Source organism: Bacillus sp. FSL R5-0603 (assembly GCF_038050295.1).
In the GTDB taxonomy this organism is placed as follows: Bacteria; Bacillota; Bacilli; order Bacillales; family Bacillaceae; genus Bacillus; species Bacillus subtilis.
In genome coordinates this window covers 3288068-3312972 of sequence record NZ_JBBOYP010000001.1, presented here as the reverse complement: position 1 = coordinate 3312972, position 24905 = coordinate 3288068, and the positions used below count along the sequence as shown (strand labels likewise).

The 24905-nt window shown below is 40.7% G+C and carries 26 protein-coding genes; 20 read left to right on the top strand and 6 right to left on the bottom strand.

Annotated features, from left to right (window positions below):
• The first annotated feature begins 2 nt into the window (after positions 1-2).
• The gene (gene opuCD, locus NYE56_RS17135; protein ID WP_335449573.1) at positions 3-677 is read left to right on the top strand and encodes a glycine betaine/carnitine/choline/choline sulfate ABC transporter permease OpuCD; all 675 of its coding nucleotides are present in this window, start codon (positions 3-5) and stop codon (positions 675-677) included.
• A gap of 31 nt (positions 678-708) precedes the next feature.
• Here opuCD and NYE56_RS17130 read toward each other — a convergent pair whose 3' ends face one another.
• Positions 709-1242 carry a GbsR/MarR family transcriptional regulator gene (locus NYE56_RS17130; RefSeq protein ID WP_014478002.1) on the bottom strand — a complete coding sequence of 178 codons (534 nt, stop codon included), beginning with the start codon at positions 1240-1242 and terminating at the stop codon, positions 709-711.
• 283 nt (positions 1243-1525) lie between these two features.
• On the opposite strand from NYE56_RS17130, the gene opuBA reads away from it, so the two are divergent.
• The 15 genes from opuBA to NYE56_RS17055 all read left to right on the top strand — a co-directional run bounded on the left by opuBA (position 1526) and on the right by NYE56_RS17055 (position 16937).
• Entirely contained in the window at positions 1526-2671 is a 1146-nt protein-coding gene (opuBA, locus tag NYE56_RS17125) for a choline ABC transporter ATP-binding protein OpuBA (RefSeq protein WP_003228368.1), read from the top strand.
• 16 nt (positions 2672-2687) lie between these two features.
• The gene (gene opuBB, locus NYE56_RS17120; protein WP_341284160.1) at positions 2688-3341 is read left to right on the top strand and encodes a choline ABC transporter permease OpuBB; all 654 of its coding nucleotides are present in this window, start codon (positions 2688-2690) and stop codon (positions 3339-3341) included.
• An 11-nt stretch (positions 3342-3352) separates the two neighbouring features.
• Positions 3353-4273, top strand: coding sequence for a choline ABC transporter substrate-binding lipoprotein OpuBC (gene opuBC / locus NYE56_RS17115; RefSeq protein WP_341284159.1), 921 nt, complete (start codon positions 3353-3355; stop codon positions 4271-4273).
• Between the two features lie 16 nt (positions 4274-4289).
• Positions 4290-4985, top strand: coding sequence for a choline ABC transporter permease OpuBD (opuBD, locus tag NYE56_RS17110; protein WP_341284158.1), 696 nt, complete (start codon positions 4290-4292; stop codon positions 4983-4985).
• Between the two features lie 189 nt (positions 4986-5174).
• Entirely contained in the window at positions 5175-6197 is a 1023-nt protein-coding gene (locus tag NYE56_RS17105) for a lantibiotic dehydratase (RefSeq protein ID WP_341284157.1), read from the top strand.
• 14 nt (positions 6198-6211) lie between these two features.
• A complete protein-coding gene (locus tag NYE56_RS17100) occupies positions 6212-8269 on the top strand; it encodes a lantibiotic dehydratase (RefSeq protein WP_341284156.1) in 2058 nt (685 codons plus the stop codon).
• Positions 8260-10104 (top strand): ABC transporter ATP-binding protein, encoded by a 1845-nt coding sequence (locus NYE56_RS17095; protein WP_326208360.1) that lies wholly within the window; start codon positions 8260-8262, stop codon positions 10102-10104. The genes NYE56_RS17100 and NYE56_RS17095 overlap by 10 nt, the downstream gene beginning before the upstream one ends.
• A complete protein-coding gene (locus tag NYE56_RS17090) occupies positions 10077-11402 on the top strand; it encodes a lanthionine synthetase C family protein (protein WP_341284155.1) in 1326 nt (441 codons plus the stop codon). The genes NYE56_RS17095 and NYE56_RS17090 overlap by 28 nt, the downstream gene beginning before the upstream one ends.
• Positions 11403-11475: 73 nt before the next feature.
• Positions 11476-11646, top strand: a complete 171-nt coding sequence (locus NYE56_RS17085; RefSeq protein WP_032726862.1) for a gallidermin/nisin family lantibiotic — start codon at positions 11476-11478, stop codon at positions 11644-11646.
• Between the two features lie 498 nt (positions 11647-12144).
• The gene (locus NYE56_RS17080; RefSeq protein ID WP_032727099.1) at positions 12145-12636 is read left to right on the top strand and encodes a NisI/SpaI family lantibiotic immunity lipoprotein; all 492 of its coding nucleotides are present in this window, start codon (positions 12145-12147) and stop codon (positions 12634-12636) included.
• A gap of 13 nt (positions 12637-12649) precedes the next feature.
• Positions 12650-13366, top strand: coding sequence for a lantibiotic protection ABC transporter ATP-binding protein (locus NYE56_RS17075; RefSeq protein ID WP_038829373.1), 717 nt, complete (start codon positions 12650-12652; stop codon positions 13364-13366).
• Positions 13363-14118, top strand: a complete 756-nt coding sequence (locus NYE56_RS17070) for a lantibiotic immunity ABC transporter MutE/EpiE family permease subunit (protein WP_341284154.1) — start codon at positions 13363-13365, stop codon at positions 14116-14118. The genes NYE56_RS17075 and NYE56_RS17070 overlap by 4 nt, the downstream gene beginning before the upstream one ends.
• Position 14119: 1 nt before the next feature.
• Entirely contained in the window at positions 14120-14884 is a 765-nt protein-coding gene (locus NYE56_RS17065) for a lantibiotic immunity ABC transporter MutG family permease subunit (protein WP_341284153.1), read from the top strand.
• Between the two features lie 17 nt (positions 14885-14901).
• The gene (locus NYE56_RS17060) at positions 14902-15564 is read left to right on the top strand and encodes a response regulator transcription factor (RefSeq protein WP_032726858.1); all 663 of its coding nucleotides are present in this window, start codon (positions 14902-14904) and stop codon (positions 15562-15564) included.
• The gene (locus tag NYE56_RS17055) at positions 15555-16937 is read left to right on the top strand and encodes a HAMP domain-containing histidine kinase (protein ID WP_341284152.1); all 1383 of its coding nucleotides are present in this window, start codon (positions 15555-15557) and stop codon (positions 16935-16937) included. Before NYE56_RS17060 ends, NYE56_RS17055 begins: the two co-directional genes overlap by 10 nt.
• A gap of 30 nt (positions 16938-16967) precedes the next feature.
• Here NYE56_RS17055 and NYE56_RS17050 read toward each other — a convergent pair whose 3' ends face one another.
• The 4 genes from NYE56_RS17050 to rghR form a co-directional block, all read right to left on the bottom strand.
• Positions 16968-18668 carry a methyl-accepting chemotaxis protein gene (locus tag NYE56_RS17050; RefSeq protein ID WP_268555030.1) on the bottom strand — a complete coding sequence of 567 codons (1701 nt, stop codon included), beginning with the start codon at positions 18666-18668 and terminating at the stop codon, positions 16968-16970.
• Positions 18669-18795: 127 nt separating this feature from the next.
• Entirely contained in the window at positions 18796-19122 is a 327-nt protein-coding gene (gene catR / locus NYE56_RS17045; protein ID WP_003242888.1) for a catDE operon transcriptional regulator CatR, read from the bottom strand.
• A gap of 91 nt (positions 19123-19213) precedes the next feature.
• Positions 19214-19633: a helix-turn-helix domain-containing protein gene (locus NYE56_RS17040; RefSeq protein WP_268555031.1), complete on the bottom strand. Its 420-nt coding sequence runs from the start codon at positions 19631-19633 to the stop codon at positions 19214-19216.
• 22 nt (positions 19634-19655) lie between these two features.
• Positions 19656-20069 carry a transcriptional repressor RghR gene (gene rghR / locus NYE56_RS17035; protein ID WP_014477995.1) on the bottom strand — a complete coding sequence of 138 codons (414 nt, stop codon included), beginning with the start codon at positions 20067-20069 and terminating at the stop codon, positions 19656-19658.
• Between the two features lie 150 nt (positions 20070-20219).
• On the opposite strand from rghR, the gene NYE56_RS17030 reads away from it, so the two are divergent.
• Positions 20220-20453 carry a helix-turn-helix domain-containing protein gene (locus NYE56_RS17030; protein WP_003220031.1) on the top strand — a complete coding sequence of 78 codons (234 nt, stop codon included), beginning with the start codon at positions 20220-20222 and terminating at the stop codon, positions 20451-20453.
• Between the two features lie 39 nt (positions 20454-20492).
• Here NYE56_RS17030 and NYE56_RS17025 read toward each other — a convergent pair whose 3' ends face one another.
• The gene (locus tag NYE56_RS17025; protein ID WP_014477993.1) at positions 20493-21263 is read right to left on the bottom strand and encodes an alpha/beta fold hydrolase; all 771 of its coding nucleotides are present in this window, start codon (positions 21261-21263) and stop codon (positions 20493-20495) included.
• Positions 21264-21411: 148 nt separating this feature from the next.
• Between NYE56_RS17025 and secG the strand changes: the two genes are divergently transcribed.
• From secG to rnr, 3 genes are all read left to right on the top strand, one after another.
• Positions 21412-21642, top strand: coding sequence for a preprotein translocase subunit SecG (gene secG, locus NYE56_RS17020; RefSeq protein ID WP_003220028.1), 231 nt, complete (start codon positions 21412-21414; stop codon positions 21640-21642).
• Between the two features lie 131 nt (positions 21643-21773).
• Positions 21774-22514, top strand: a complete 741-nt coding sequence (locus tag NYE56_RS17015) for an alpha/beta hydrolase (RefSeq protein ID WP_003242610.1) — start codon at positions 21774-21776, stop codon at positions 22512-22514.
• Positions 22515-22532: 18 nt separating this feature from the next.
• Positions 22533-24872 carry a ribonuclease R gene (gene rnr, locus NYE56_RS17010; protein ID WP_003228386.1) on the top strand — a complete coding sequence of 780 codons (2340 nt, stop codon included), beginning with the start codon at positions 22533-22535 and terminating at the stop codon, positions 24870-24872.
• The last annotated feature ends 33 nt before the right edge of the window (positions 24873-24905 follow it).

Sequence of the window (24905 nt, the reverse complement as noted above, 5' to 3'; positions counted from 1 at the left end):
ATATGGAAGTACTACAGCAGCTTGGCACATACTATTCGCAAAACGGCGGTTATGTGCTGCAGGAGTTTTATCGCCATTTTCTGATGTCGGTGTACGGCGTTTTATTTGCCGCCATTGTTGGAATTCCGCTCGGCATCCTGATAGCCAGATACAGAAGATTAAGCGGATTGGTTTTTGCGGTCACGAACGTCATTCAGACGATCCCGGCTCTCGCCATGCTCGCCGTGCTAATGCTTGTCATGGGGCTGGGCGCTAATACGGTGATATTGTCATTATTTCTGTATTCTCTTCTGCCGATTATCAGAAATACGTATACTGGGATTATCAGTATTGAGCACGCCTATCTTGAATCCGGAAAAGCAATGGGGATGACAAAATTTCAAGTGCTGCGGATGGTCGAGCTTCCGCTTGCGCTTTCTGTCATAATGGCCGGCCTGCGCACCGCGCTTGTCATTGCCATCGGCATTACGGCCATCGGGACATTTGTCGGTGCTGGCGGTCTCGGGGACATCATCGTCAGAGGATCAAACGCCACAAACGGAACCGCGATTATATTAGCGGGAGCGATCCCCACAGCTCTGATGGCGGTGATTGCCGATTTGGTCATGGGCTGGCTTGAACGAGCATTAAGCCCGATTAAAAAGAGAAAGAAGAAAAACTTGGCAGGTGCCGCATAAGAAAAAACGCCTTGTAATGACAGGGCGTTTTTTACGGCTTCGGCACATATTTAAAAATTTCTTCGCTCTCAAAAAACTCAATCAAACGGCTGAGCCAATTATAATAATCAAGCCATTCCTTTAATTCTTTCAGCAGTTCATTCACTTTTTCTTCCGCTTCAGGAGTAAGCTCTTCATCCAACACGCTAAGCAGCTCCCGATTGAGTTTTTTATGCATCATTTTGTTTTTGCTGACGACTTTGCTCCAGGTGGCTGAAAACAGCGTGATAAATGTTTGATAGTAGTCCTGCTCAACCTCATATAAATCTTTTCGCACGCCTTTTTCGAATACCTTCTCGGCAATGTTGGCATCAAGCATTTCCCGCACTACCTGGCTCATGCGTGTTTTGCTCATGCCGGTGGCCTCAGATAATTCCGTAAGCGTCATCGGTTTTCGATTCATATAAATAATGCCCAGGACTCGTCCGACGGTAGAGGGCATTCCAAATGCATGCATGTTTTCCGCGATTCTTTCTATAAAATGGTCCTCGGCTTGTTCAATGATCGTTAACGGATCTTTCTCCAACGGTTTCATCCTTTCAGCTAACAATTCCGATGTCAATATACCACATTTTTGATACGGCGAAAATGCTGTCAAAAGAGAATTTGGCAGGAAATTGGAGCAATAAGGAGATCAACACACGTCAATGCGGGTAAATCAGCGTTTACACATACTTTATAAATAATATGAACAAATTGTAAACTTTTTATTTTATAAACTTTATTCTATAATGGGAAGCATTCAATTGTCTGAAAAATTAAATTTAAACTGAACAAATTGAATAAACTTAATTTTGGAGGTGCGATGTTTGCTGACATTAGAAAATGTCTCGAAAACATACAAGGGCGGCAAAAAAGCCGTGAACAACGTAAATCTTAAGATTGCAAAAGGCGAATTTATCTGCTTTATCGGGCCGAGCGGCTGCGGAAAAACGACAACAATGAAAATGATTAACCGATTAATCGAGCCTTCCGCCGGAAAGATTTTCATTGACGGCGAAAACATCATGGACCAGGATCCTGTAGAGCTCAGGCGCAAAATTGGCTATGTGATTCAGCAGATCGGCCTGTTTCCCCATATGACCATTCAGCAGAATATCTCACTCGTCCCAAAACTGCTGAAATGGCCGGAGCAGCAGCGGAAAGAGCGGGCGCGTGAGCTTTTAAAATTGGTCGATATGGGGCCAGAATATGTAGACCGTTACCCTCATGAATTAAGCGGGGGGCAGCAGCAGCGAATTGGTGTATTACGGGCACTTGCCGCGGAGCCGCCGCTTATCTTAATGGATGAACCGTTTGGGGCACTCGACCCGATTACGAGGGATTCCCTCCAGGAAGAATTTAAAAAACTGCAAAAAACCTTACATAAAACCATCGTATTTGTTACCCACGATATGGATGAAGCGATTAAGCTGGCAGACCGGATTGTGATTTTAAAAGCGGGAGAAATCGTTCAAGTTGGAACGCCCGATGACATTTTAAGAAATCCGGCAGACGAATTTGTTGAGGAATTTATCGGCAAGGAGCGGCTGATTCAGTCATCCAGCCCGGATGTTGAACGGGTTGACCAGATTATGAACACACAGCCTGTAACGATCACCGCGGATAAAACGCTTTCTGAGGCCATTCAGCTGATGAGGCAGGAACGGGTCGATTCATTGCTGGTCGTCGATGACGAGCGCGTTCTGCAAGGCTATGTCGATGTTGAAATCATTGATCAATGCCGGAAAAAGGCCAATCTCGTCAGTGAAGTTTTACATGAAGATATATATACAGTACTGGGCGGCACACTGCTGCGCGACACGGTCCGCAAAATTTTAAAACGGGGTGTCAAATATGTTCCCGTTGTGGATGAAGACCGACGCCTGATCGGAATTGTGACGAGGGCAAGTCTGGTCGACATCGTGTATGACTCCCTCTGGGGAGAAGAAAAGCAGCTCGCAGCATTGTCATAGGGAGGGGCGATAAGTCATGCATCATATTGTTCAATTTTTGCAAACCAATGGGAGCGAGCTTCTTTATAAAACATACGAGCATATTACGATATCGCTCATTGCTGTGATCTTAGGCGTGCTGGTTGCCGTCCCCCTCGGGGTTGTGCTTACCAGAATGAAAAAAGGAGCCGGCACCATTATCGGCATTGTGAATATCATTCAGACGCTGCCGAGTCTGGCCATCCTCGCTTTTTTTATTCCGCTCCTTGGTGTAGGGAAGGTTCCGGCCATTGTGGCTTTGTTTTTCTATTCCGTATTGCCGATTCTTCGCAACACGTATACCGGCATTCGCGGCGTCAACAAAAATCTGCTCGAGTCTGGTAAAGGAATCGGAATGACGCCGGCTGAACAAGTCCGCTTGGTGGAGCTGCCACTTGCCGCGCCAGTGATCATGGCGGGAATCAGAACATCGACGATTTACTTAATCGGCTGGGCCACGCTTGCTTCCTTTATCGGAGGCGGCGGATTGGGTGATTACATTTTTATCGGACTGAATTTATATCAGCCGGAATATATCATCGGGGGCGCGGTACCTGTCACGATATTGGCAATTGTGATTGATTATGTGCTGGCAGTTGCTGAACGAAAACTGACACCTGCCGGCATGCAGAGATTGAAGGAATTGTCATAAGGAGGCGGCTCATGAAAAGAAAATATCCCAAATTAATGATAGGTTTAGCACTTGCGGCAACGCTGACGCTGAGCGGCTGTTCGCTTCCTGGTCTCAGCGCTGCTGCAGACCAGACCATTAAAATCGGCGCGCAAAGCATGAGCGAATCAGAAATCATCGCCAGCATGCTTGGCCAGTTGATCGAACACCATACAGATCTCAAAACAACAACGATTAAAAATCTTGGCTCCAACGCGGTGCAGCAGCAGGCTTTAATGAATGATGAAATCGACATTGCGGCCACAAGATATACGGGAGACGCGCTGACAGGCACGTTGAGAATGGAACCTGAAAAAGATCCGGACAAAGCGCTGGCGCTTACTCAGCGGGAGTTTAAAAAAAAATATGATTTAAAGTGGTATGACTCCTACGGGTTTGATAATACATATGCCTTTACAGTCAGCAAGGAGCTGGCCGACCAATACCATTTAGAGACCGTATCAGACGTTAAAAAATGGGCGCCGCAATTAAAGCTGGGCGTTGATAACTATTGGATGAAGCTCAAAGGAAACGGCTATCAGGATTTTACGAAAACCTACGGCATGACATTCGGCGGCACGTATCCGATGCAGATCGGCCTTGTGTACGACGCGGTGAAAAGCGGAAAAATGGACATTGTGCTTGCGTATTCAACCGATGGAAGAATCAAGTCCTATGGTCTCAAAATGCTAAAGGATGATAAACAATTTTTCCCGCCGTACGACTGTTCTCCGGTTGTTCCGGAAAAGGTGCTCAAAGAACATCCTGAGCTTGAAGGCATCATCAAGAAAATGCTCGGAAAAATCGACACAGCCACGATGCAGGAGCTTAACTATGAAGTCGACGGCAATCTCAAAGAACCGTCTGTCGTTGCCAAGGAATATTTAGAAAAACATCACTACTTCGAATCGTGAAAGGGGGAAGAGGTCAATGAACGTGCTTGAACAGTTAATGACGTATTACGCGCAGAATGGCAGTTACGTCATGGATGAATTCGGCCGCCACTTTCTCATGTCGGCTTACGGCGTTTTATTTGCCGCTGTCGTCGGGGTTCCGGCCGGAATCCTCATCGCGCATTTTCGCCGTTTGTCAGCCTGGGTGTTTGCAGTAACAAACGTTATTCAAACAATCCCGGCGCTCGCTATGCTGGCCGTCTTAATGCTTGTTATGGGGCTCGGCGCAAATACCGTGATTCTATCATTATTTCTGTATTCCCTGCTGCCGATTATTCGAAACACGTACACAGGCATTATCAGTATTGAGCATGCCTACCTAGAATCGGGAAAAGCAATGGGCATGACGAAATTCCAAGTGCTCAGAATGGTTGAGCTCCCGCTCGCACTTTCTGTCATTATGGCGGGCCTTCGCACGGCTCTCGTCATTGCCATTGGAATTACAGCGATCGGCACATTTGTCGGTGCCGGAGGCCTTGGGGACATGATCGTCCGCGGCTCAAACGCGACAAACGGAGCTGCGATTATTCTAGCCGGAGCGATACCAACTGCGGTGATGGCGGTAGGGGCGGATTTGCTCATGGCCTGGCTGGAAAGATTGTTGAACCCAGTTAAACAAAAAAACAGAAGAAAGTTAATTCGTGTATCGAGAGCAAAAAGGATTCTTTTCTAAAAGGGAAAAGAGTCCTTTTTTTATGGGATTTATTGGGTGAATCTTGATATTTTTTTGATTTTTCAAATGTATAGTTTAAATAGAATATTATGAAAATTTTAGAGTGGATTGATTAAAATGGAGGACTTTACGAAGGGATGTTGAATTGTTGTTATCGAAGTGGATAAATATGGGAGGTTATAGATTAAGATGAAATCCTTATATACACCTACAGATTATTATATGATTCGGGTTCCTTTGGTACATCAGGCCTTGAAAAATGAGAACTCTCAGGATACAGATCAGTTATTGTATGACCTTTGTAATGATTCATTATTTCGGGAACAAATACTGGTATCTAGCAGGACGCTATATGACACAATGAATATTTTCCTTCAAACGCCCGATAAATTAAAAGGAAAAAAAAAGCGAAACTTTCAGCAAGCAATTTTGAAGTATGCAACAAGAAGAGCAACTAGAACAACGCCTTTTGGCCTTTTTTCTTCAGTGGGTATAGGGGCATTTTCCGATAAAAATCAATTATCTTTTAATCAGCATTCATTTTACAAAAAAGCACGTGTTGATTTTGAGTGGCTCTATCAATTGATGAGAAAACTAGAAAACGAATACATCGACCGGCTTTCTTTTACATTAAATCCCGCTTGTTACATCAAAGGGGATCGTGCTTACTTGTTGTATAGCACAGATGGAAAATCTGAAGAGGTTAGTGTTCGTGCAACATCGGTTTTCCATCTAATAAATGAACTTTGTGGTGAATGTGTTGCTTATCATGATATTATTCGTAGTTTGACAGAGAACTATGAAAATACTCCAATAAGCAAAATTAATCAGTACGTAGCAGATCTTATTGACAAAGAGTTCCTGATATCGAATTTACGGCCGCCAATGACTGTTTCAGATCAATTTCAGTATTTAATTGCTCAAGCGGAAAGCAGCCGAATTCCAAATGAGCTTCTTCAGGCTTGCAGGAAAATACAATATCAGATAGATGCATATAACCGTATCACTATCGGAGAGGGAGAGGACCAGTATTTAAATCTGATTGAAACAATGAACGAACTCATAAAGACTTCATCTCCTCTGCAGGTGGACACGGGTTTAGGTGACTCTTCCATTCAACTAGATAATGAAACATCTCTTGCGATAAGTGAACTGGCTAGTATGTTTACTTATATGGCTGCTCCTTCCGCAGAAAGACTAGACCACACTTAGAAAAGTACAAAAATGTGTTTTTGGAGCGTTATGGGTATGAAAGAGAAGTTCCTCTTTTAGAAATGCTTTGTTCCAGCTCTGGCATTGGTGCCCCTGCTACTTACACGAATCCTGCTAATGAATTCTTCGAAGAAATATCATTTGAGGACCAATTTTCACCTGAAATGAAACAATTTTTTATGAAAAAATACTTTGAATCAGTTAGAAAGAAAGCTCCCATTCAATTACACGACGAAACATTCCATAGAATCTGCAATTATGAAATTGCAGATGAAGAAATTCCAGTATCATTTGAACTCAATTTCTTTGTTAAATTGCGCAATGGCAGAGTCATGCTTTATTTAGGGCCAAATGTCGGATCTACACGCGCAGGGAAAACATTTGGAAGGTTTACTCACTTATCTGATTCAATCAATGCCGTTATAAAAAATATACATAATAAGGAAAAAGAGTTATCAGACAAAAATAAGAAAATTTGTGAGCTGAGTATTGTGCCTAATCAGGTCAGGTCTGGAAATGTAACAAGAAATGTAAGCTATAGGGAAAAAGAAATGAACCTTTTTACAAACAGTGTCTTGCATCACAATGATTCTGTTAAAGCTGAAGATGTTCTAATTGGAATCGATAAAAACCATATCTTTTATGCCAGACATAAACGTACTGGCGAAATTCTGTCTTTTGAATCAAATCATATGTTTAATCCTTTATTAATGCCAAATGCCTTACGATTTTTATTGGAAATTTCAAGAGATGGCAAAAGGAAGTGGAATGATTTCCCGTGGATGGGCATCTATAGTGATTTTAAGTATATTCCTGAAATCAAATATAAAGAAATAATCTTATCATGTGAACAATGGCTGATACACAAAAGTGATTTAAGCATTCATTCGAATTCATCGATAGACGAGGTGAAATCTGCATTTTTTGAATTTCATCGTACTTATGATCTTCCGCAAATATTTTATATCGTTAACGCAGACAATCGATTATTAATTGATATAGAGGATGATCGTACTTTGGATGTTTTTTTCTGGGAACTTAAAAAAACGAATCATAACCATCCGTTACAACTTGTGGCTGCTGAGCTTGATGCAGATGCTTTAAAGGATAGAAACCAAAATGTCTATTCGGGGGAAATCGTTGTTCCGCTGATCAGAAAAAAACCAGAAAAACCACTGAAATTACCGGTCCTTAACTCAGTAGAAGAAAATGGATCCGAAAGAATTAAAATGCCATTTGAAGATTGGCTGTTTATTAAACTTTATTGTAAACAAACTAGAGAAGAAGAGCTAATTGCTTTTGAAATAGCGGATTTTTATAACCAGATTTCTGATCAATATCCAGCCAGACATTTCTTTATGAGGTATCGAGATCCGAAGCCTCATATAAGACTTAGATTTAATGGGAAAGCAGAGGTGCTGTACAGTTTATTTCCACAATTATTGAATTGGCTGAAAAGCTTAAGAGAAAAAGGACTGGTTACTGAGTTTGTTATCACCCAATATGAGCGGGAAATAGAACGATACGGCGGGCTAGACCTAATGGATGCTGCAGAACAGGTTTTCTGTGAAGATAGCAAAGTTGTTGAAACGATGATCAGAATGCATCGCATGAAGGATATTGCGATAAGCAAGGAAATCGCAGGTATGGTTTCTGTCATACAGTTTTTAGAACAGTTCGAGCTTACGTTCGAAGAGCAGTTAACGTTTTTAGAAAAAAATTGCCTGCAGAATGAGTATCGTACTGAATTTAAGAAGGATAGAGAAATGTATATTGAAATATGCAACTCTGATAGAGATTGGGATAATCTCAGAAAAACAAGTGATGGCAGAATATTATATGAAATATTGAAAACTAGAAAAATAGCTGCAGCTAATTATGCATGCTTAATAAACAAGGCATTTGATAACAAAGAAGCAGTATATTCACGCATAGGTAGTGTAATTCACCTACATTGCAATCGTTTATTCGGAACTGATAGAGAATTGGAAAATAAAATACTTACACTTTGCAGGCACTCTTTATATGCGCAGAGATATCAAAAGAAGAATGGTAGTTTAGCATGGAAGTAAAGGAACAACTAAAGTTAAAAGAGCTGCTATTTATCATGAAACAAATGCCTAAGACTATCAAATTAATTTTCACCTTAGAAAGATCACTGTTTTTAAAGTTAATTTTATTCAGTATTATTACCGGTATTCTGCCAATTGTTTCACTCTATATTTCACAAGAATTGATTAATTCCCTTGTGACTATACGCAAAGATGTTTCAGTTGTTATCTCCATTTTTCTAACATATCTTGGCGTATCATTTTGTTCGGAACTGATCTCTCAGGTTTCTGAATATTATAATGGCAAATTCCAATTAAATATTGGTTATAAACTGAACTATAAAGTCATGAAAAAGAGCAGTAATCTAGCATTGAAGGATTTCGAAAATCCTGAAATATACGACAAATTAGAAAGGGTAACTAAGGAAATCAGCTATAAACCTTACCAAATCATTCAAGCCATCATTACAATGACCACATCATTTGTGACTCTGCTCTCATCAATTGCATTTTTGATGTCATGGAACCCTAAAGTTTCGCTGCTCTTGTTGGTTATTCCAGTGATTTCTCTATTCTATTTTTTGAAGATTGGACAGCAAGAATTTTTTATACATTGGAAACGAGCAGGAAAGGAAAGGAAATCGTGGTATATCAGTTATATACTCACACACGATTTTTCTTTTAAAGAATTAAAATTGTATAACCTTAAAGATTATTTATTAAACAAATACTGGGATATTAAAAAATCCTTTATTGATCAAGATACAAAAATATTGAGAAAGAAAACTTATTTGAACCTAATATATGAGATTGCAGTGCAATTAGTTGGAGCTGTCATTATATTTATTGCTATTATGTCTGCTTTTGCGGGAAAAATAATGGTCGGTAATGTGATGAGTTATATCAGATCTGTTTCGTTGGTGCAAAGTCACTCACAGTCTATCATGACTAGCATTTATTCCATCTATAACAGCAATCTCTATATGAATCAATTGTATGAATTTCTGGAATTAAGGGAAGAGAAAAATCAAGGTCATAAGAAGCAAATTGTTGAGCCTATTCATTCTGTTATCTTTCAGAATGTCAGCTTTATCTATCCTAATCAAGGAGAACAGACACTGAATCATATTAATGTTTCATTGAATAAAGGAGAACGAATAGCCATTGTTGGGCCAAACGGGTCAGGGAAAAGTACATTCATTAAGCTCCTTACCGGATTATATGAAGTTCAGCAAGGTGACATTTTGGTTAATGGAGTAAATATTAAAGAATTGGATATGGACAGTTATATGGAACAAATTGCGGCACTCTTTCAAGACTTCATGAAATATGAAATGACCTTAAAGGAAAATATAGGATTTGGACAAATTGATAAACTACATCAGACAAATAAAATGCATGAGGTCCTCGATATTGTAAAAGCTGATTTTTTAAAAGGTCATTCATCCTATCAATTCGATACACAGCTTGGATTATGGTTTGATGAAGGAAGGCAATTATCCGGCGGACAATGGCAAAAGATTGCTTTGGCTAGGGCTTATTTTAGGGAAGCTTCTTTGTATATTTTGGATGAGCCAAGTTCTGCGCTGGATCCAATTGCAGAAAAAGAAACCTTCGATACTTTTTTCAGTTTGTCAAAAGATAAAATAGGAATATTTATTTCCCATCGATTGGTTGCTGCTAAACTTGCAGATCGGATCATTGTTATGGATAAAGGGGAAATAGTAGGAATAGGAACACATGAAGAGTTATTAAAAACATGTCCACTGTATAAAAAGATGGATGAATCCGAGAACTATATGAATCCGCTAGAGGAGGACGGTACTAAATGGAAAGAGGCGCTGTATCAGGGATAGAAGTTGAACTGGTGAAAGAAATCGCTCGACAAGTTTCTGATTACGATAAAGTACTTGAAATAGTGAATAAAAAAGATAACTTCCTCAGTATTGGGGAAGTTCCTCTTATACCTTGGAAGCCGACCGCATTGAGCCATGGTATACCAGGCATATGTATGCTGTATGGCGAATTGCACGCCCATTTTCCTGGGGAAGGATGGGACGACTTAGGACACAAATATTTATCGATTTTAGTAAATGAAATAAAAGAAAAAGGGCTGCATACTCCATCAATGTTTTCCGGAGCAGCTGGCATTGGACTTGCAGCTGTCTGTTTATCGCAACATTTCACCTATTACAAAGGTTTCATTTCCCGTATTAACGAATATTTGGCTGAAGTAGTACCTCAATTGTTAACTGAATTTTCTCAGCGGGAAGTGTATATGAGTGACTACGATGTAATAGAAGGTGTCAGTGGAATTGCAAGTTATCTTCTGCTATTTCAAGAAGATAAGGCAATGAGGGATTTGTTAATTGATATTTTAAAGTATCTGGTTAGATTAACTGAAGACATTACCGTGAATGGAGAAAAAGTTCCTGGATGGCATATTCCATCTGAACATCAGTTTACAGATATCGAAAAAAAAGCTTATCCAAACGGAAACTTTAATATGGGATTAGCACATGGGATACCTGGTCCTATTTGCATTCTATCTTCAGCACTCATGCAGGGAATTAAAGTAAAGGGTCAAGAACGTGCAATTGAAAAAATGGTAGATTTCTTACTGGAATTTTCTGAAAAAGATCAAGGCAACTTGTTTTGGAAAGGAAATATAAGCTTTGAGGAGTATCAATACGGATCTCCACCTAAGGCTCTAAATTTTAGTAGAGATGCTTGGTGCTATGGGAGACCTGGGGTATGTCTTGCGATTGTTAAAGCGGGAAAAGCACTTCAAAATACTAGATTTTTGAATATAGGTGTACAGAATTTAAGGTGCACAGCATCTGATATACAGGGGATTTTTTCGCCTACGATATGCCATGGCTATTGTGGAATAAGTCAGATTTTGCTTGCAGTAAATCAACTCACTGGACAAGAATTTTTTAACGAAGAGCTTCAAAAGATCAAACAAAAAATTATGAGCTGCTATGACAAGGATTATATCTTTGGGTTCCACAATTATGAATCAATTGAAGGGAATGAAGCAGTACCTTTGCAGTACGTCGGTCTATTGGATGGAGCTGTAGGTGTAGGATTAGGGCTATTAAACATGGAATTAGGCTCAAAAACAGATTGGCCAAAAGCATTACTTATTTAATAAAAAAAGGAAAAAATGATAAAATCTTGATATTCGTCTGTTACTATATAGGTATTGAAAGGAGGTGACCAATATGTCAAAGTTCGATGATTTCGATTTGGATGTAGTAAAAGTCTCTAAACAAGACTCTAAAATCACTCCTCAATGGAAAAGTGAATCACTTTGTACACCTGGGTGTGTAACTGGTGTATTGCAAACTTGCTTCCTTCAAACAATAACTTGTAACTGCAAAATCTCTAAATAAGTAAAACCATTGAATCACTTTGCTCTGACTCCTTGCATTCCTGAGCGTTATACATACTATTTTCATAGAGTTAGGGCCTAAAAATGATGTAAAAAGTAACGGGTGTGAATGAGTTTAAATTTCACACCCGTTTTTTCATGTGGAAAAAAAGTAACAAGGGGGGATAATGGATAATACATACCCAAGTCAGTCTTTTTATCATGTACAGACAAGTTAAGGAAATTCCTCAGAAATTCATATTTTAATGGATAGATCAATATGAGATAGATCTATCTGGAGTAAACAGTGTGACCTGATCACGCTTTTTTATTTAGACAAGTTGATCGTGTTGCCAGAAGCCCAAATGCTTTAAGTTTCCAGTTAGAAAAAGTATTTTGATTAAATTTTGATAAAAGTATTCTAGAATGATCAACATCCCACATAGATACCGCGCAGAGGAAGAATTCATTTTATCTTTAACATCTATTGGGGAAAATTCATAAGATTGAGGTGATGTACGTGTTTTTGAAAAGATGTGTAAACATTTCAGGCTGTTTTATTGTTTTATTTATGTTATCTGCTTGTCAAGCATTAACGAAGTTTAAAGATAAAACTGTTGAAGAAACAAAAAAAACAGTGCATTTTACTGAGGATAACAACGAAACATCTGAAACAATGGAGAGCTTGATTGATAAGGGAAAGCTCGATCAAGTGGTCTATAACGAAAAACTTTATCAGATGAAAGATAAAGTTGATGAAGACAAAAAAGGAAAAGTAATAGGGGCAATAGGTCAAACCTTCTTTGTAGATAGTGAGGGAAAGAGATGGTCTGAAGAAGAACTGAAAGAACCGTATATCTCTAATGATCCGGATGAAACCAGAGAGAAAAAACCTCTACGTTATGGGAAGGTTTACAGTGCGAACGAGGATACTGATGCCAAAGATGAAATCATTGTGGAGTTTAATCGCGAGTATTATCGAGCGGTTTTGATTAAGAATGAAAAGGGATAAGGGAGAGTGTGACATGAGTACAGTCCTATTAGAAACCAAAAGTCTTACAAAAAAGTTTGGCAAAGAAACAGCTGTTTCAGATGTTTCATTAACTGTTCAAAAAAACAGCATTTACGGTCTGCTTGGACCAAATGGAGCTGGAAAATCGACGACACTTAAAATTTTAACAGGAATTTTACGGAAAACTTCTGGTGAGGTTTTCTTCGACGGACATAAATGGAAACGTTCTGATTTGCAAAATATCGGATCTTTAATAGAAGCCCCACCCCTTTACGATAATTTAACAGCATTTGAAAATGTAAAAGTACATGCAACGTTGCTGGGCCTATCTGAGGATCGCATAAACAGTGTGCTAAAGACAGTAGATATGCAGCATGCTGGAAAGAAAAGAGCAGGGCAGTTTTCGATGGGGATGAGGCAGCGGCTGGGAATTGCTATTGCTTTATTAAATCACCCTAAATTATTAATTCTTGATGAGCCTACGAATGGGCTAGATCCAATCGGCATTCAGGAGCTCAGAGATCTTATTCGCTCTTTTCCTCAGGAAGGAATAACCGTGATTTTATCTAGTCATATACTTTCAGAAGTCGAGCAAATAGCAGATCATATTGGGATTATCATCGGCGGTCATCTTGGGTACCAGGGGGAAATAAACAAGACTGATGATTTAGAGCATTTGTTTATGGAAGTTGTAAAGGCAAGCCGTGAAAAAGAGGGTGTAAAAAGATGATGAATTATATGAAGGCCGAAAACCTGAAGTTTAAAAGGACCTTTTCTAGAAAAATGATTATCTTAGTGCCGCTGCTTAATATAGGTTTTTCTTTTTTAATGAACATTCAATTTTTTGTTCCCGGTACTTTTAACTGGTGGTCTATTATATTTATGCCGGTGATGATAGCTTTATTTTGTTCTTTATCTCATCAAAAAGAAAAAAAGGCCTCTAATTATAATGGTACGTATTCATTGCCTATTGATTTAGGAAGATTATGGTACTCTAAGGTTGTAATTATTATGATTTATTCGCTATTATCTCAAATTGTATTTTTAGTGTTTATGTTACTAATGGGGTTTGTTATAGCTGATTTTGCTATTGTTACGCTTTCTACAATTGCCGCAAGTTTATTGCTTTGGGTAACAAGCCTTTGGCAAATTCCACTTTGTTTATTTGTGGCAAAAAAGTGGGGGCTTACAATAGCGGTAATGTTAAATCTTATAGGAACTTTTGTTTTAGGTATAATGCCGGCATCTCGTTCCTTTTGGTGGTTTATTCCTTGGAGCTGGCCAATTCGAATGATGTGTCCCACAATAGGTATTCATCCTAACGGTCTTTTGCTTGAAAAAAATGATCCTTTGTTGAGTTGGATGGTCGTCCCTCCTGCTATATTGATTTCTATTCTATTATTTTTAATAATAGCGTTTTTGACCAGCCGTTCGTTTGCCCATTCAATCGATTACAGAACAAAAAAGCAGGGGGCGATATAAGGTGAGATTACTTTTGAGGTGTTTAAAAGCTGATTTCCAGAAAAGCAAACACACCTCCTTTATGTGGCTCCATTTAATTATTCCTATAGCTTTTTCAACTGTATTGATTCTGTATTTTTATGAGAGAGATCAGAGTCAATTTCACTTGTATAAGTCTTTTATGGAAGCTATTGCAGTTGCATTGCCGCTGCTTATAGGGGTGTTATGCGGAATGACTGCATCCTTAGAAGAACAGGCAGGGAAATTTCAAGTGTTACTAGGGAGTACGTCTCCAAAAGTCATTGCTTATGCCAGCAAAATGTTAATGCTGCTTTTCATGGAACTTTGCTCTATTGGTATAGCGCTTTTCATTTATATAATAGGATTAAAATTTATTTTACATGTGCCGGATTTGTCTTACGATATTTTTATAACAGGTGGTGCCTGGCTAGTTGCGGGTAGTGTAGCCCTATATTGTATTTACTTTTTTATCAGCTGTATGTTTGGAATGGGTGCTTCTGTCCTGATAGGCGGAGCTGGCCTGCTTATGACCGCTCTAATGAATACTGGATTAGGAGATGCTATATGGAAATATAACCCTTGGGCTTGGGGTATTAGATTGTCAGGTTTAAATGGGGTACTCCACTTTAAAGAAAAAGGGGATAATCCTTTATTAATGCATGAAATAAATTCAGGGGTATTGGTTATGATTTTTGGTATAATATGTATAATCATTGCCAGTGTAATATGGTTTAGTAAATGGGAAGGCAGAAAAACGTTTGAATAGTATGAGGGGGACAGGAAATGGCCAAAATCCTTGCTGTCGATGATGAAAAAGATATTCTTGTACTGATACAAAATATTTTGCGCCGTGACCAGCATCAAGTTGACATTTTAGATCGTGTTAAAGGACAGCCGCCTGACGTATTTCAAGGATATGATTTAATTTTGCTGGATGTTATGATGCCAGATATTGATGGTTTTGAGCTATGTAAACAGATACGTCCTTTGGTTGATTGTCCAATTTTATTCCTCACGGCTAAAACAGAAGAGGAAGCGATAGTAAAAGGTCTTATTACCGGCGGAGATGATTATATTACAAAGCCATTTGGTGTTAGAGAGCTTAGTGCTAGAGTTAATGCTCACTTAAGAAGGGAACGGAGAGATAAACATCAATCGAAAAGAGTCATCTCCGGTTTTTTATTTCATTTTGATAGTAAAGAAGTATTTATCAATAACCACAAACTTAACCTAACAAAAAATGAATATAAAATCTGTGAATTTTTAGCTCAACATAAAGGGAGAACTTTTTCAAGAGAACAAATTTACGAGGAGATATATGGATTAGAGGGGAATGCTTTGTATTCAACAATTACTGAATTTATCAGAACGATTCGAAAAAAATGTAAAGAGCATAATACAGACCCTATCAAAACGGTATGGGGTGTTGGGTACAAATGGGAATAGGTTTTAAGGGCCAGAAAACACTTCTTAGAGAACTGATAAAGTATATGGTCACGTTATGTATAAGTCTAGTTGTACTGGCTCTGCTATATTTATTTATAAATACAATCGCAATGAATACGGGTTTCTCACATCCCGCGAATTATAATGAACGGGAAGCAGAAAAACTTGCGCCAAAGCTGGAAAATACAGATAAAGTCACTGCTGATATGATTCCAGATACAATGTCATATGCCATCCTTGATAAAGAAACAAAACAAAAAACAGCTGGAACCATTAAAGAAAAAGATCTGCAACTGGTTAAAAAGAAGATTGAAAAAAAACCGTATGTCAATTATAAACAAAAAGGATATTTGGTTATAGATAGAAATGAAGAGTATTGTGTTTTGCAATATTCATTACGTGCAGATTTTAGCTCACCTTTATTAAGAAAATACCTTCCTAATTATGAATTAACGAGTATTTGTATTTTAATAGTCTTACTCATTGTAGTCATTTCTATTATAACAACTTACTTTGCTAATAGATTAAGAAAACATTTTGAGACACTGAACGTAATTACTCGATTTATAAAAGAGCAAAATTTGCAGTTTACTCCCGAATTTACAAATATTAAGGAATTTGATGATGTAATTGATTCCTTAATTGAAATGAGAGATGCTCTTCGGTCATCACTCGAAGCTCAGTGGCGATTAGAAAAAAATAAGAAAGAGCAAATTGGTGCTTTGGCACATGATATCAAGATCCCGATTACCATTATTAAGGGAAATGCTGAATTACTCAGCTTGTCTATTCAAAACGAAGAACAAGCTGAATATACAAAATATATTCTTGGAGCAGGAAATCAAATTGAACAATATATTTCTCAGCTGATTCATCTCTCGAGAACGGAGGATTCCTTAACTATTCATTTGGAGAAAGCCTTTGTAGATAAGCTGACAGAAACTCTACAGAAAGATATATCCGCCTATAAAGGAAATAAAAAAATAAATATTTCATTTAAAAAAGAAAATCTCAAGAAAGAGGCGGAAATAGACTGGCAACTGTTACATAGGGCGTTATTGAATATTTTAACAAATGCAGTTGATTATACACCGGAGGATGGGACTGTCTCGGTGCATGCGGAATGCGATTCTGATACTTTTTATTTTTTTGTAAAAGACACAGGAAATGGATTTTCGGAAATCGGGCTAAAAAAAGCAACAGAACTTTTTTACATGGATGACAAGGCCCGTCAGTCTAAAGGTCATTATGGAATGGGGTTGACCTTCGCAAAAAATGCTGTGAATCTTCATAATGGAGAACTTACTCTTGGAAACACTATAGAGGGTGGCGGAGAAGTTCGAGTGAAAATACCCTTATATAGAAATCATTAAACCCACGCCCTATCTGGACGTGGGTTATTTTTAAATCGTAAACTGACCCATCTTCTCATTAAGCTCCTTCGCCAGCTGCTCAAGCTCTTCAGCATTTTGAAGCACTTGATCCATCGAATGGGCGGATTGCTCGGTTATTGAAAATGTTTCTTCAATGCCGGCGGCCGACTCTTCGGATACAGAAGCGATATTTTCAATCGATTGATTGATAGTAATCGATTGGTTTGTTAACTGTTTCAGGCCATCCGTTACTTCCTTAATGCTGTCTGCAACATGAGTGACGGATTGCTTGATATGCCGCATAGCCTGTCCAGTGTCTGTCAGGTTTTCCGTTCCTTTTTCGACTTCTGTAAAGCTGCTTTCCAAGTACGTAATGACAGTGTGGATCTCCTGCTGTGTCCCGCCTACAATCCGGGTAATATCCTGCACGGAATCAGAAACGCCGTCTGCCAGCTTTCTGACCTCCTCTGCCACAACGGCGAAGCCTTTGCCGCTTTCTCCTGCGCGGGCAGCTTCAATTGCGGCGTTAAGGGACAGCAAATTCGTTTGCTCGGCAATTCCGTTGATGACTTGAACGAGCTTGTTAATATCCTGAGAATGCTGTTCCAGTGATCTCACTTTATGCACGGCTTCTTCAACAATATGATGGATGGTTTTCATTTGCTGTAATGACGTAGCCATATTTTCGTTTCCGCTTACCGCGAGTTCGAGAACGTTTTGAGACGTATCGCTGATGGTGATGCCGTGATTATAGGCTTTATCAATGCTTTCAGTGAACTCATTCATCGATTCGGCAATCGTCACCGCGTCTTGTGCCTGCTGTTCAGAGCCCTCAGCCATTTCGTTCATCGTTTCAGTAATATGTTTGCTGCCGGATCTTGTTTCATTCGTTGCGGTAGCAAGCACCTGTGAAGAAGAAAGGACCCGGCTTGATATGTCTTTAGAATATCCGACAATATCTCTCAGATTCCCTACCATTTTTTGCAGCGCTTCATTCAGATCACCCAGCTCGTCTTTTGAGTTGAGCGCCTCCATATCGTTCGACAGATCGCCTTCGGCAATATGATTGGCAGATTCCTTCATGCGAATGATAGGCTTTACAATGTTTCGCGTGATATAAAGCCAGATGAAAATGCTGATGAGGATCGATGCTGCCACAAGCAAAGCAGTGTAAATGAGCCCTTTATGATAGACGGCCTTCGTTTCTTTTACCGCTGTGTTGCTGCCTTCTTGATTTAAGTCAACAAGCTGAGTGATTGTTTTTTTCATATCCTCAAAGCTGGCCTCAGTCTGAACCAATAAACCTCTTGCTTTGTCCATGTCATTCGTACGGCCGCTTTCGATAATTTGCGCATGAATATCCATATAGGTATTCACTTCAGTTTGAAGCTGCTCGAACAGTTTCTGCTCTTTATCAGTGGAGATTGTTTTTTCGTAGTTATCGAGCTTTTGGTTAATGTCTTCCATGATTTGATTCATTTCTTGATCAAGTGTATCCATTTTGCTTTTGTCTGTATAAATCAGAAAGTCCTTTTCTTTAGAAGACAGGTGCTCGGTTACATAATTAATTGAAGTGATTCCTTTGATGCCGTCAATCCATTTTGTGTTGATTTCATCTGTTTTTTGAATGATATGCTGCATATTAAGAACGCCTATTCCGCCTACAAGTAAATTGATCAGGATCAGTGTCAAAAATACCAGGCTGAATTTGCGGGAAATCGTCAGTCGCATATAGTGGTCTCCTTTAAAAACGTAATGTGTGGATGTACTATATATCGGCTGAGAAATCGTTTTTTCACCTGGGAAAAAATAAAAAACGGCTCTTTTCTCGTCTTTGAGATCAGAACCGTTTTAGCAATTAGTCAAGAAAGGAAGGGTCAATCCATTCAGTCGCCCATTTAGAAATCTCACCTAAAATGGGTGCTAGTGCCTTTCCTTTATCAGTCAATGAATATTCGATGCGAACCGGAGTTTCAGGGATGACATCCCGCTTCACTACTCCTTCAAGCTCAAGTTCTTTCAGCCGTTCTGACAGAACTCTGCCGCTTAGATTTGGAAGTGCTGCTTCAATTTCGCTAAATCGCTGAGACCCGTTCAAGAGCTGAAATACGATTAAAGCGACCCAGCGTTTACTCAAGATGTCGACTGCTTTTTCAAATCTAGGACACATTTCTGATTGGTTCATACTTTTCACCTCGTCTGACACTATTATAACGCAAAAAATGAGGGAAGGTATGCAAGCGTGATTGATAAAATGCAGAAAGAGAAGCAGGGGATTATGAAGAAGAGACGCGTTTTTTCGCTTCAGAGGCTAAAAAATCGAAGTATTTGCTGAGATTTTCAATATCCTGCTTTGAAAGGTGTTCCCATTTTTGGCTGTTGAAAATCGGGAGGTGCTCCGTTCCGCGAGTGACAGCTGTCTGGTAAATATTGTAAATGGACTGATAGCTTTCCGAAGCCTCGCGGATTTCTTCTGGAAAGGCTTGAATATGACCAGCGGCAGCCATCAGGTTTTCGTAGGGCACTTTCAGTACAGTCGCCAGTTTTTTGATAGTGGCAGGTTTTGGCGTGCCGCGCTTGCCGTTTTCAATTTTTGAAATGGTGGCCGAGCTGATGCCTGAGTACACCGCAAGCTGATTCACTGTCAGTTTGCGGGCGCGGCGCAGCTCCCGTAATTGCTGTCCGAACGGTGACATGGTCTATCGCCTCACATTTCTATCAAGAGTCAGTCTCAGCAGACCGTTTTTTGGCTTCATCTGAAATAAACGAAAAATAATGATCCAGCATGAGCAAATCTTCTTTATTGAGATATTGCCACTTTTCGTTCTCAAGAAGCGCAAGGTTTTTCAGGTCATAGGCCTCCGCTTTTTCAAGCAGCTTGCACTTCGTTTCGTAAGGGGCCCTGGCTTCATGCACTTCTTCGATGTAACCAGCCTTGTACATAAGCCCCTCATAAGGAATTTTTAAGGCCTCTGCCAGTTTTTTGATGGTGGCAGGTTTGGGAACGCCCCGTTTTCCGTTTTCGATTCTGGAGATGCCGGCCGCGCTTACGCCTGAATAAGTCGCCAGCTGGTTGACTGTTAACTTTCTCTCTTCACGCAATGCCCGTAATTGTTCGCCAAAGCTTTCCATATATCTCACCCCGTCCTCACTGTTACTCATATTTTAGTATGTTTATTGACTAAAGGGAATAGGTAGACTGGAAATGTATTGACAAAAGTTAACATAAGCCGTAATGTAAAAGTATAGAAAAAAGTTTTTCAGGAATGGAAGGTGAGGAAAGTGCCAGTAGAAAAGATACAGATTAGACGTGATTATGTCTTGCAGTATATGGTTAATAACGATTATTCCCTTAATCAGCTTGCGCTGGAAATCGGAGTCTCACCCGCCACACTGAGCCGCGTGCTGAATGGAGAAAGACGGCCGGGGCAGCTTGTGATCGGTAAAATGCTTCACTATTTTAATTTGAAATTTGAGGATCTTTTTTACTACGATTTTATTGACAAAAGTCAATAAAGTAACAAAAAACGCAAGGAAGCCAAGCGTTTTCTATTCCTATGAATGATGTGTCAGCACAAACCCTGTCACCAGCTCATTGCACGTTTTCCATTGTTTTGTCGGCAATTGATGTCCCTGATATTCCAATCTGAAAAATTCGGCATGTCTGCACGCTCTTCGGTAATAGCCTGCGTTTGTAAAGGTCCAGTCCCGCAGGCCGCCATACATAAACAGCATTGGCATGTCTAGGCGGGGCAGCTGTTCAATGCAGTTGTAGCCAAGCGAATCCAGATAATACTGATGCCAATGGGCCTGGTCTGCTTTTTTCATATGGTCTGTTAATATGCTGCGAAGCTGTCTGTCTTTTGTGTGGCTGCCAGCGAGGATTTTCATGAGCAGACCGGGGTTTTTTTCAAGCAGATATATTCCCAGTTTGTGCAGCTTCTGGCCGATTACGTTATGAACAGCGGGGTAGGCGCCGGACAGAATAAGGTGTGACACTTTGTCCGGGCGGGTGAAGCCGATATGCTGCGCGATTAAGCCTCCGGCAGAATACCCGAATAACACAGCTTTATCAATGTGCAAAGCGTCCATGAATTGCGCGATCTCGTTTGCGTAATAGGAAATAGACGCTGGCTGATCGATGTGATCACTATCACCGTGGCCGCTTAAATCGGGAAAAATCACCCTGAAATGCTTGGATAGAAGGCGCTGATAATAAAAAACCTTGCGTCCCATGCCCGGCGGGTGGATAAAAATGATAGGGATTCCCTGTCCATATTCTTCATAAAAAAGATGTTTCCTGCTGTCTATGCTGATAAGCGGCATCGCTTTTCTCCTTTGACCTTTTCATATGAATAGGGTAACCAAGATAAAACGTCTTATCCGGCCTTTTGGCGTCTGATACAGCGTGACATGCCAACCCTTTTCATGTAAAATAGAAGTAATGTAGCCAGTGAGTCTGGAGGTGTATGGGATGCACGCAGTTTTGATTACCTTGTTGGTTATCGTCAGCATTGCACTTATTATTGTCGTTTTGCTTCAATCCAGTAAAAGCGCCGGATTATCTGGTGCGATTTCAGGCGGAGCGGAGCAGCTCTTCGGGAAACAAAAAGCAAGAGGTCTTGATTTAATTTTGCACCGCATTACGGTAGTGCTGGCAGTCTTGTTTTTCGTGTTAACGATTGCGCTTGCTTATATCCTATAGGGCAATGTTTGTATAAGGTCTGATGTGAAGTCAGGCCTTTTTCACGTTTCTGGCTGATATTCAAAACGTTTTTTTCTGATTAAACTGTGGAAAACTATAATGATCGTGCAGATAGAAAGGGAGACATGAGCATGAAAGTTGTGACACCAAAACCATTTACATTTAAAGGCGGAGACAAAGCGGTGCTTTTGCTGCACGGCTTTACAGGCAATACAGCGGATGTAAGGATGCTGGGACGATATTTGAATGAACGCGGCTATACGTGCCACGCGCCTCAATATGAAGGACATGGCGTCCCGCCTGAAGAACTTGTACATACGGGGCCCGAAGACTGGTGGAAAAACGTAATGGATGGCTATGAATACTTAAAATCTGAAGGCTATGAGAGCATTGCTGCCTGCGGACTGTCGCTTGGCGGGGTTTTTTCGCTGAAATTGGGTTACACTGTACCCATAAAGGGAATTGTCCCAATGTGCGCACCGATGCATATTAAGAGTGAAGAGGTCATGTATCAAGGCGTTCTTTCATACGCTCGCAATTACAAAAAGTTTGAGGGGAAAAGCCCGGAGCAAATTGAAGAGGAAATGAAGGAATTCGAAAAAACGCCGATGAATACCCTCAAGGCGCTGCAAGACTTAATTGCTGATGTGCGGAATAATGTCGATATGATTTATTCACCGACATTTGTGGTGCAGGCCCGTCATGACCACATGATTAATACCGAAAGCGCCAATATTATTTACAACGAAGTGGAAACTGATGATAAACAGCTGAAATGGTATGAGGAATCAGGGCATGTCATTACACTCGACAAAGAACGTGACCTCGTCCATCAGGATGTGTATGAATTTTTAGAGAAGCTCGATTGGTAATCAACAGGAGGTCGGATAATGGAAAAAGAAGCATTTATGGAAAAGCTTCTCTCGTTTATGAAGGAAGAGGCATACAAACCTCTGACCGTTCAGGAACTTGAGGAGATGTTAAATATTACGGAAGCCGAGGAGTTTAAAGAGCTCGTCAAAGCGTTAGTTGCCCTGGAAGAAAAAGGGCTTATCGTACGGACGAGAAGCGACCGCTACGGCATTCCGGAGAAGATGAATTTAATAAAAGGGAAGATTTCAGCCCATGCGAAAGGATTCGCCTTTTTGCTGCCTGAGGATACGTCGTTAAGTGATGTGTTTATTCCGCCTAATGAGCTAAATACGGCAATGAACGGCGATATCGTCATGGTGCGTCTGAACTCACAGTCAAGCGGCTCCAGGCAGGAAGGAACCGTCATACGGATTTTAGAAAGAGCGATTCAGCGCGTTGTCGGCACGTATACAGAAACGAGAAACTTCGGCTTTGTCATTCCGGACGACAAAAAAATCACGAGTGACATCTTCATTCCGAAAAATGGGAAAAATGGAGCTGCGGAAGGGCATAAGGTTGTTGTCAAGCTGACGAGCTATCCTGAAGGCCGCATGAACGCAGAGGGTGAGGTTGAAACCATTCTCGGCCACAAAAACGACCCGGGCATTGATATTTTATCGGTCATTCATAAGCACGGCCTGCCGGGAGAATTTCCAGCTGACGCGATGGAACAGGCATCAAGTACGCCTGACACGATTGATGAAAAAGATCTGAAAGACCGCCGTGATCTCCGTGACCAGGTGATTGTCACCATTGATGGTGCGGATGCGAAGGATTTGGATGATGCAGTTACCGTGACGAAACTTGATGATGGAAGCTACAAGCTTGGCGTTCACATAGCTGATGTCAGCCATTACGTAACTGAAAACTCGCCGATTGACAAAGAAGCGCTTGAAAGAGGGACAAGTGTGTATCTGGTTGACCGTGTCATCCCGATGATTCCGCACAGATTGTCAAACGGCATCTGCTCCTTAAATCCAAAGGTTGACCGCCTGACGCTTTCTTGTGAAATGACAATTAACAGTCAGGGACAGGTGACAGAGCACGAGATCTTCCAAAGTGTCATCAAAACAACGGAAAGAATGACATATTCAGATGTGAATAAAATTCTTGTTGACGATGATGAAGAGCTGAAGCAAAAATACGAGCCTCTTGTTCCGATGTTCAAAGACATGGAGCGCCTGGCTCAAATTCTTCGCGATAAGCGGATGGACCGCGGCGCCGTTGACTTTGATTTCAAAGAAGCAAAGGTGCTTGTTGATGACGAAGGAGCGGTTAAAGACGTTGTGATCAGAGAACGCTCTGTCGCCGAGAAGCTGATTGAAGAATTTATGCTTGTGGCAAACGAAACAGTGGCGGAGCATTTCCATTGGATGAATGTCCCGTTTATATACCGGATTCACGAAGAGCCGAATGCTGAAAAGCTGCAAAAGTTTTTAGAATTTGTGACGACTTTTGGCTATGTGGTGAAAGGAACGGCGGGGAATATTCATCCGCGCGCGCTGCAAAGCATTCTGGACGCTGTGCGTGACAGACCAGAGGAAACGGTTATATCTACTGTTATGCTCCGTTCGATGAAACAGGCGAAATACGACCCGCAAAGCTTGGGGCACTTCGGTCTGTCAACGGAATTCTATACGCATTTCACATCGCCGATCCGCCGTTACCCGGACTTAATCGTTCACCGTCTGATCCGAACGTATTTGATCAACGGCAAAGTCGATGAAGCGACACAGGAAAAGTGGGCTGAACGCCTGCCGGATATCGCCGAACATACATCATCAATGGAGCGCCGTGCAGTTGACGCCGAGCGTGAGACGGATGACCTGAAAAAAGCGGAATACATGCTTGATAAAATCGGTGAAGAGTTTGACGGCATGATCAGCTCTGTGACAAACTTCGGAATGTTCGTCGAGCTGCCGAATACAATCGAAGGACTCGTCCATGTCAGCTTTATGACAGATGACTACTACCGCTTTGACGAACAGCATTTCGCAATGATTGGCGAGCGGACAGGCAACGTCTTCCGCATCGGGGATGAAATCACAGTCAAGGTTGTCGATGTCAATAAAGATGAGCGCAATATCGACTTTGAAATTGTCGGCATGAAGGGCACTCCGCGGCGTCCGAGAGAATTGGACAGCAGCCGGAGCAGAAAACGCGGAAAGCCTGCCAGAAAACGTGTTCAAAGCACCAATACACCTGTTTCTCCAGCTCCGTCTGAGGAAAAAGGAGAATGGTTCACTAAGCCGAAGAAGAAAAAGAAAAAACGCGGCTTCCAGAACGCGCCGAAACAGAAACGGAAAAAGAAGAAATAGCAGCTCAACCAGCAAATAGGGCCGCAGCGCTCT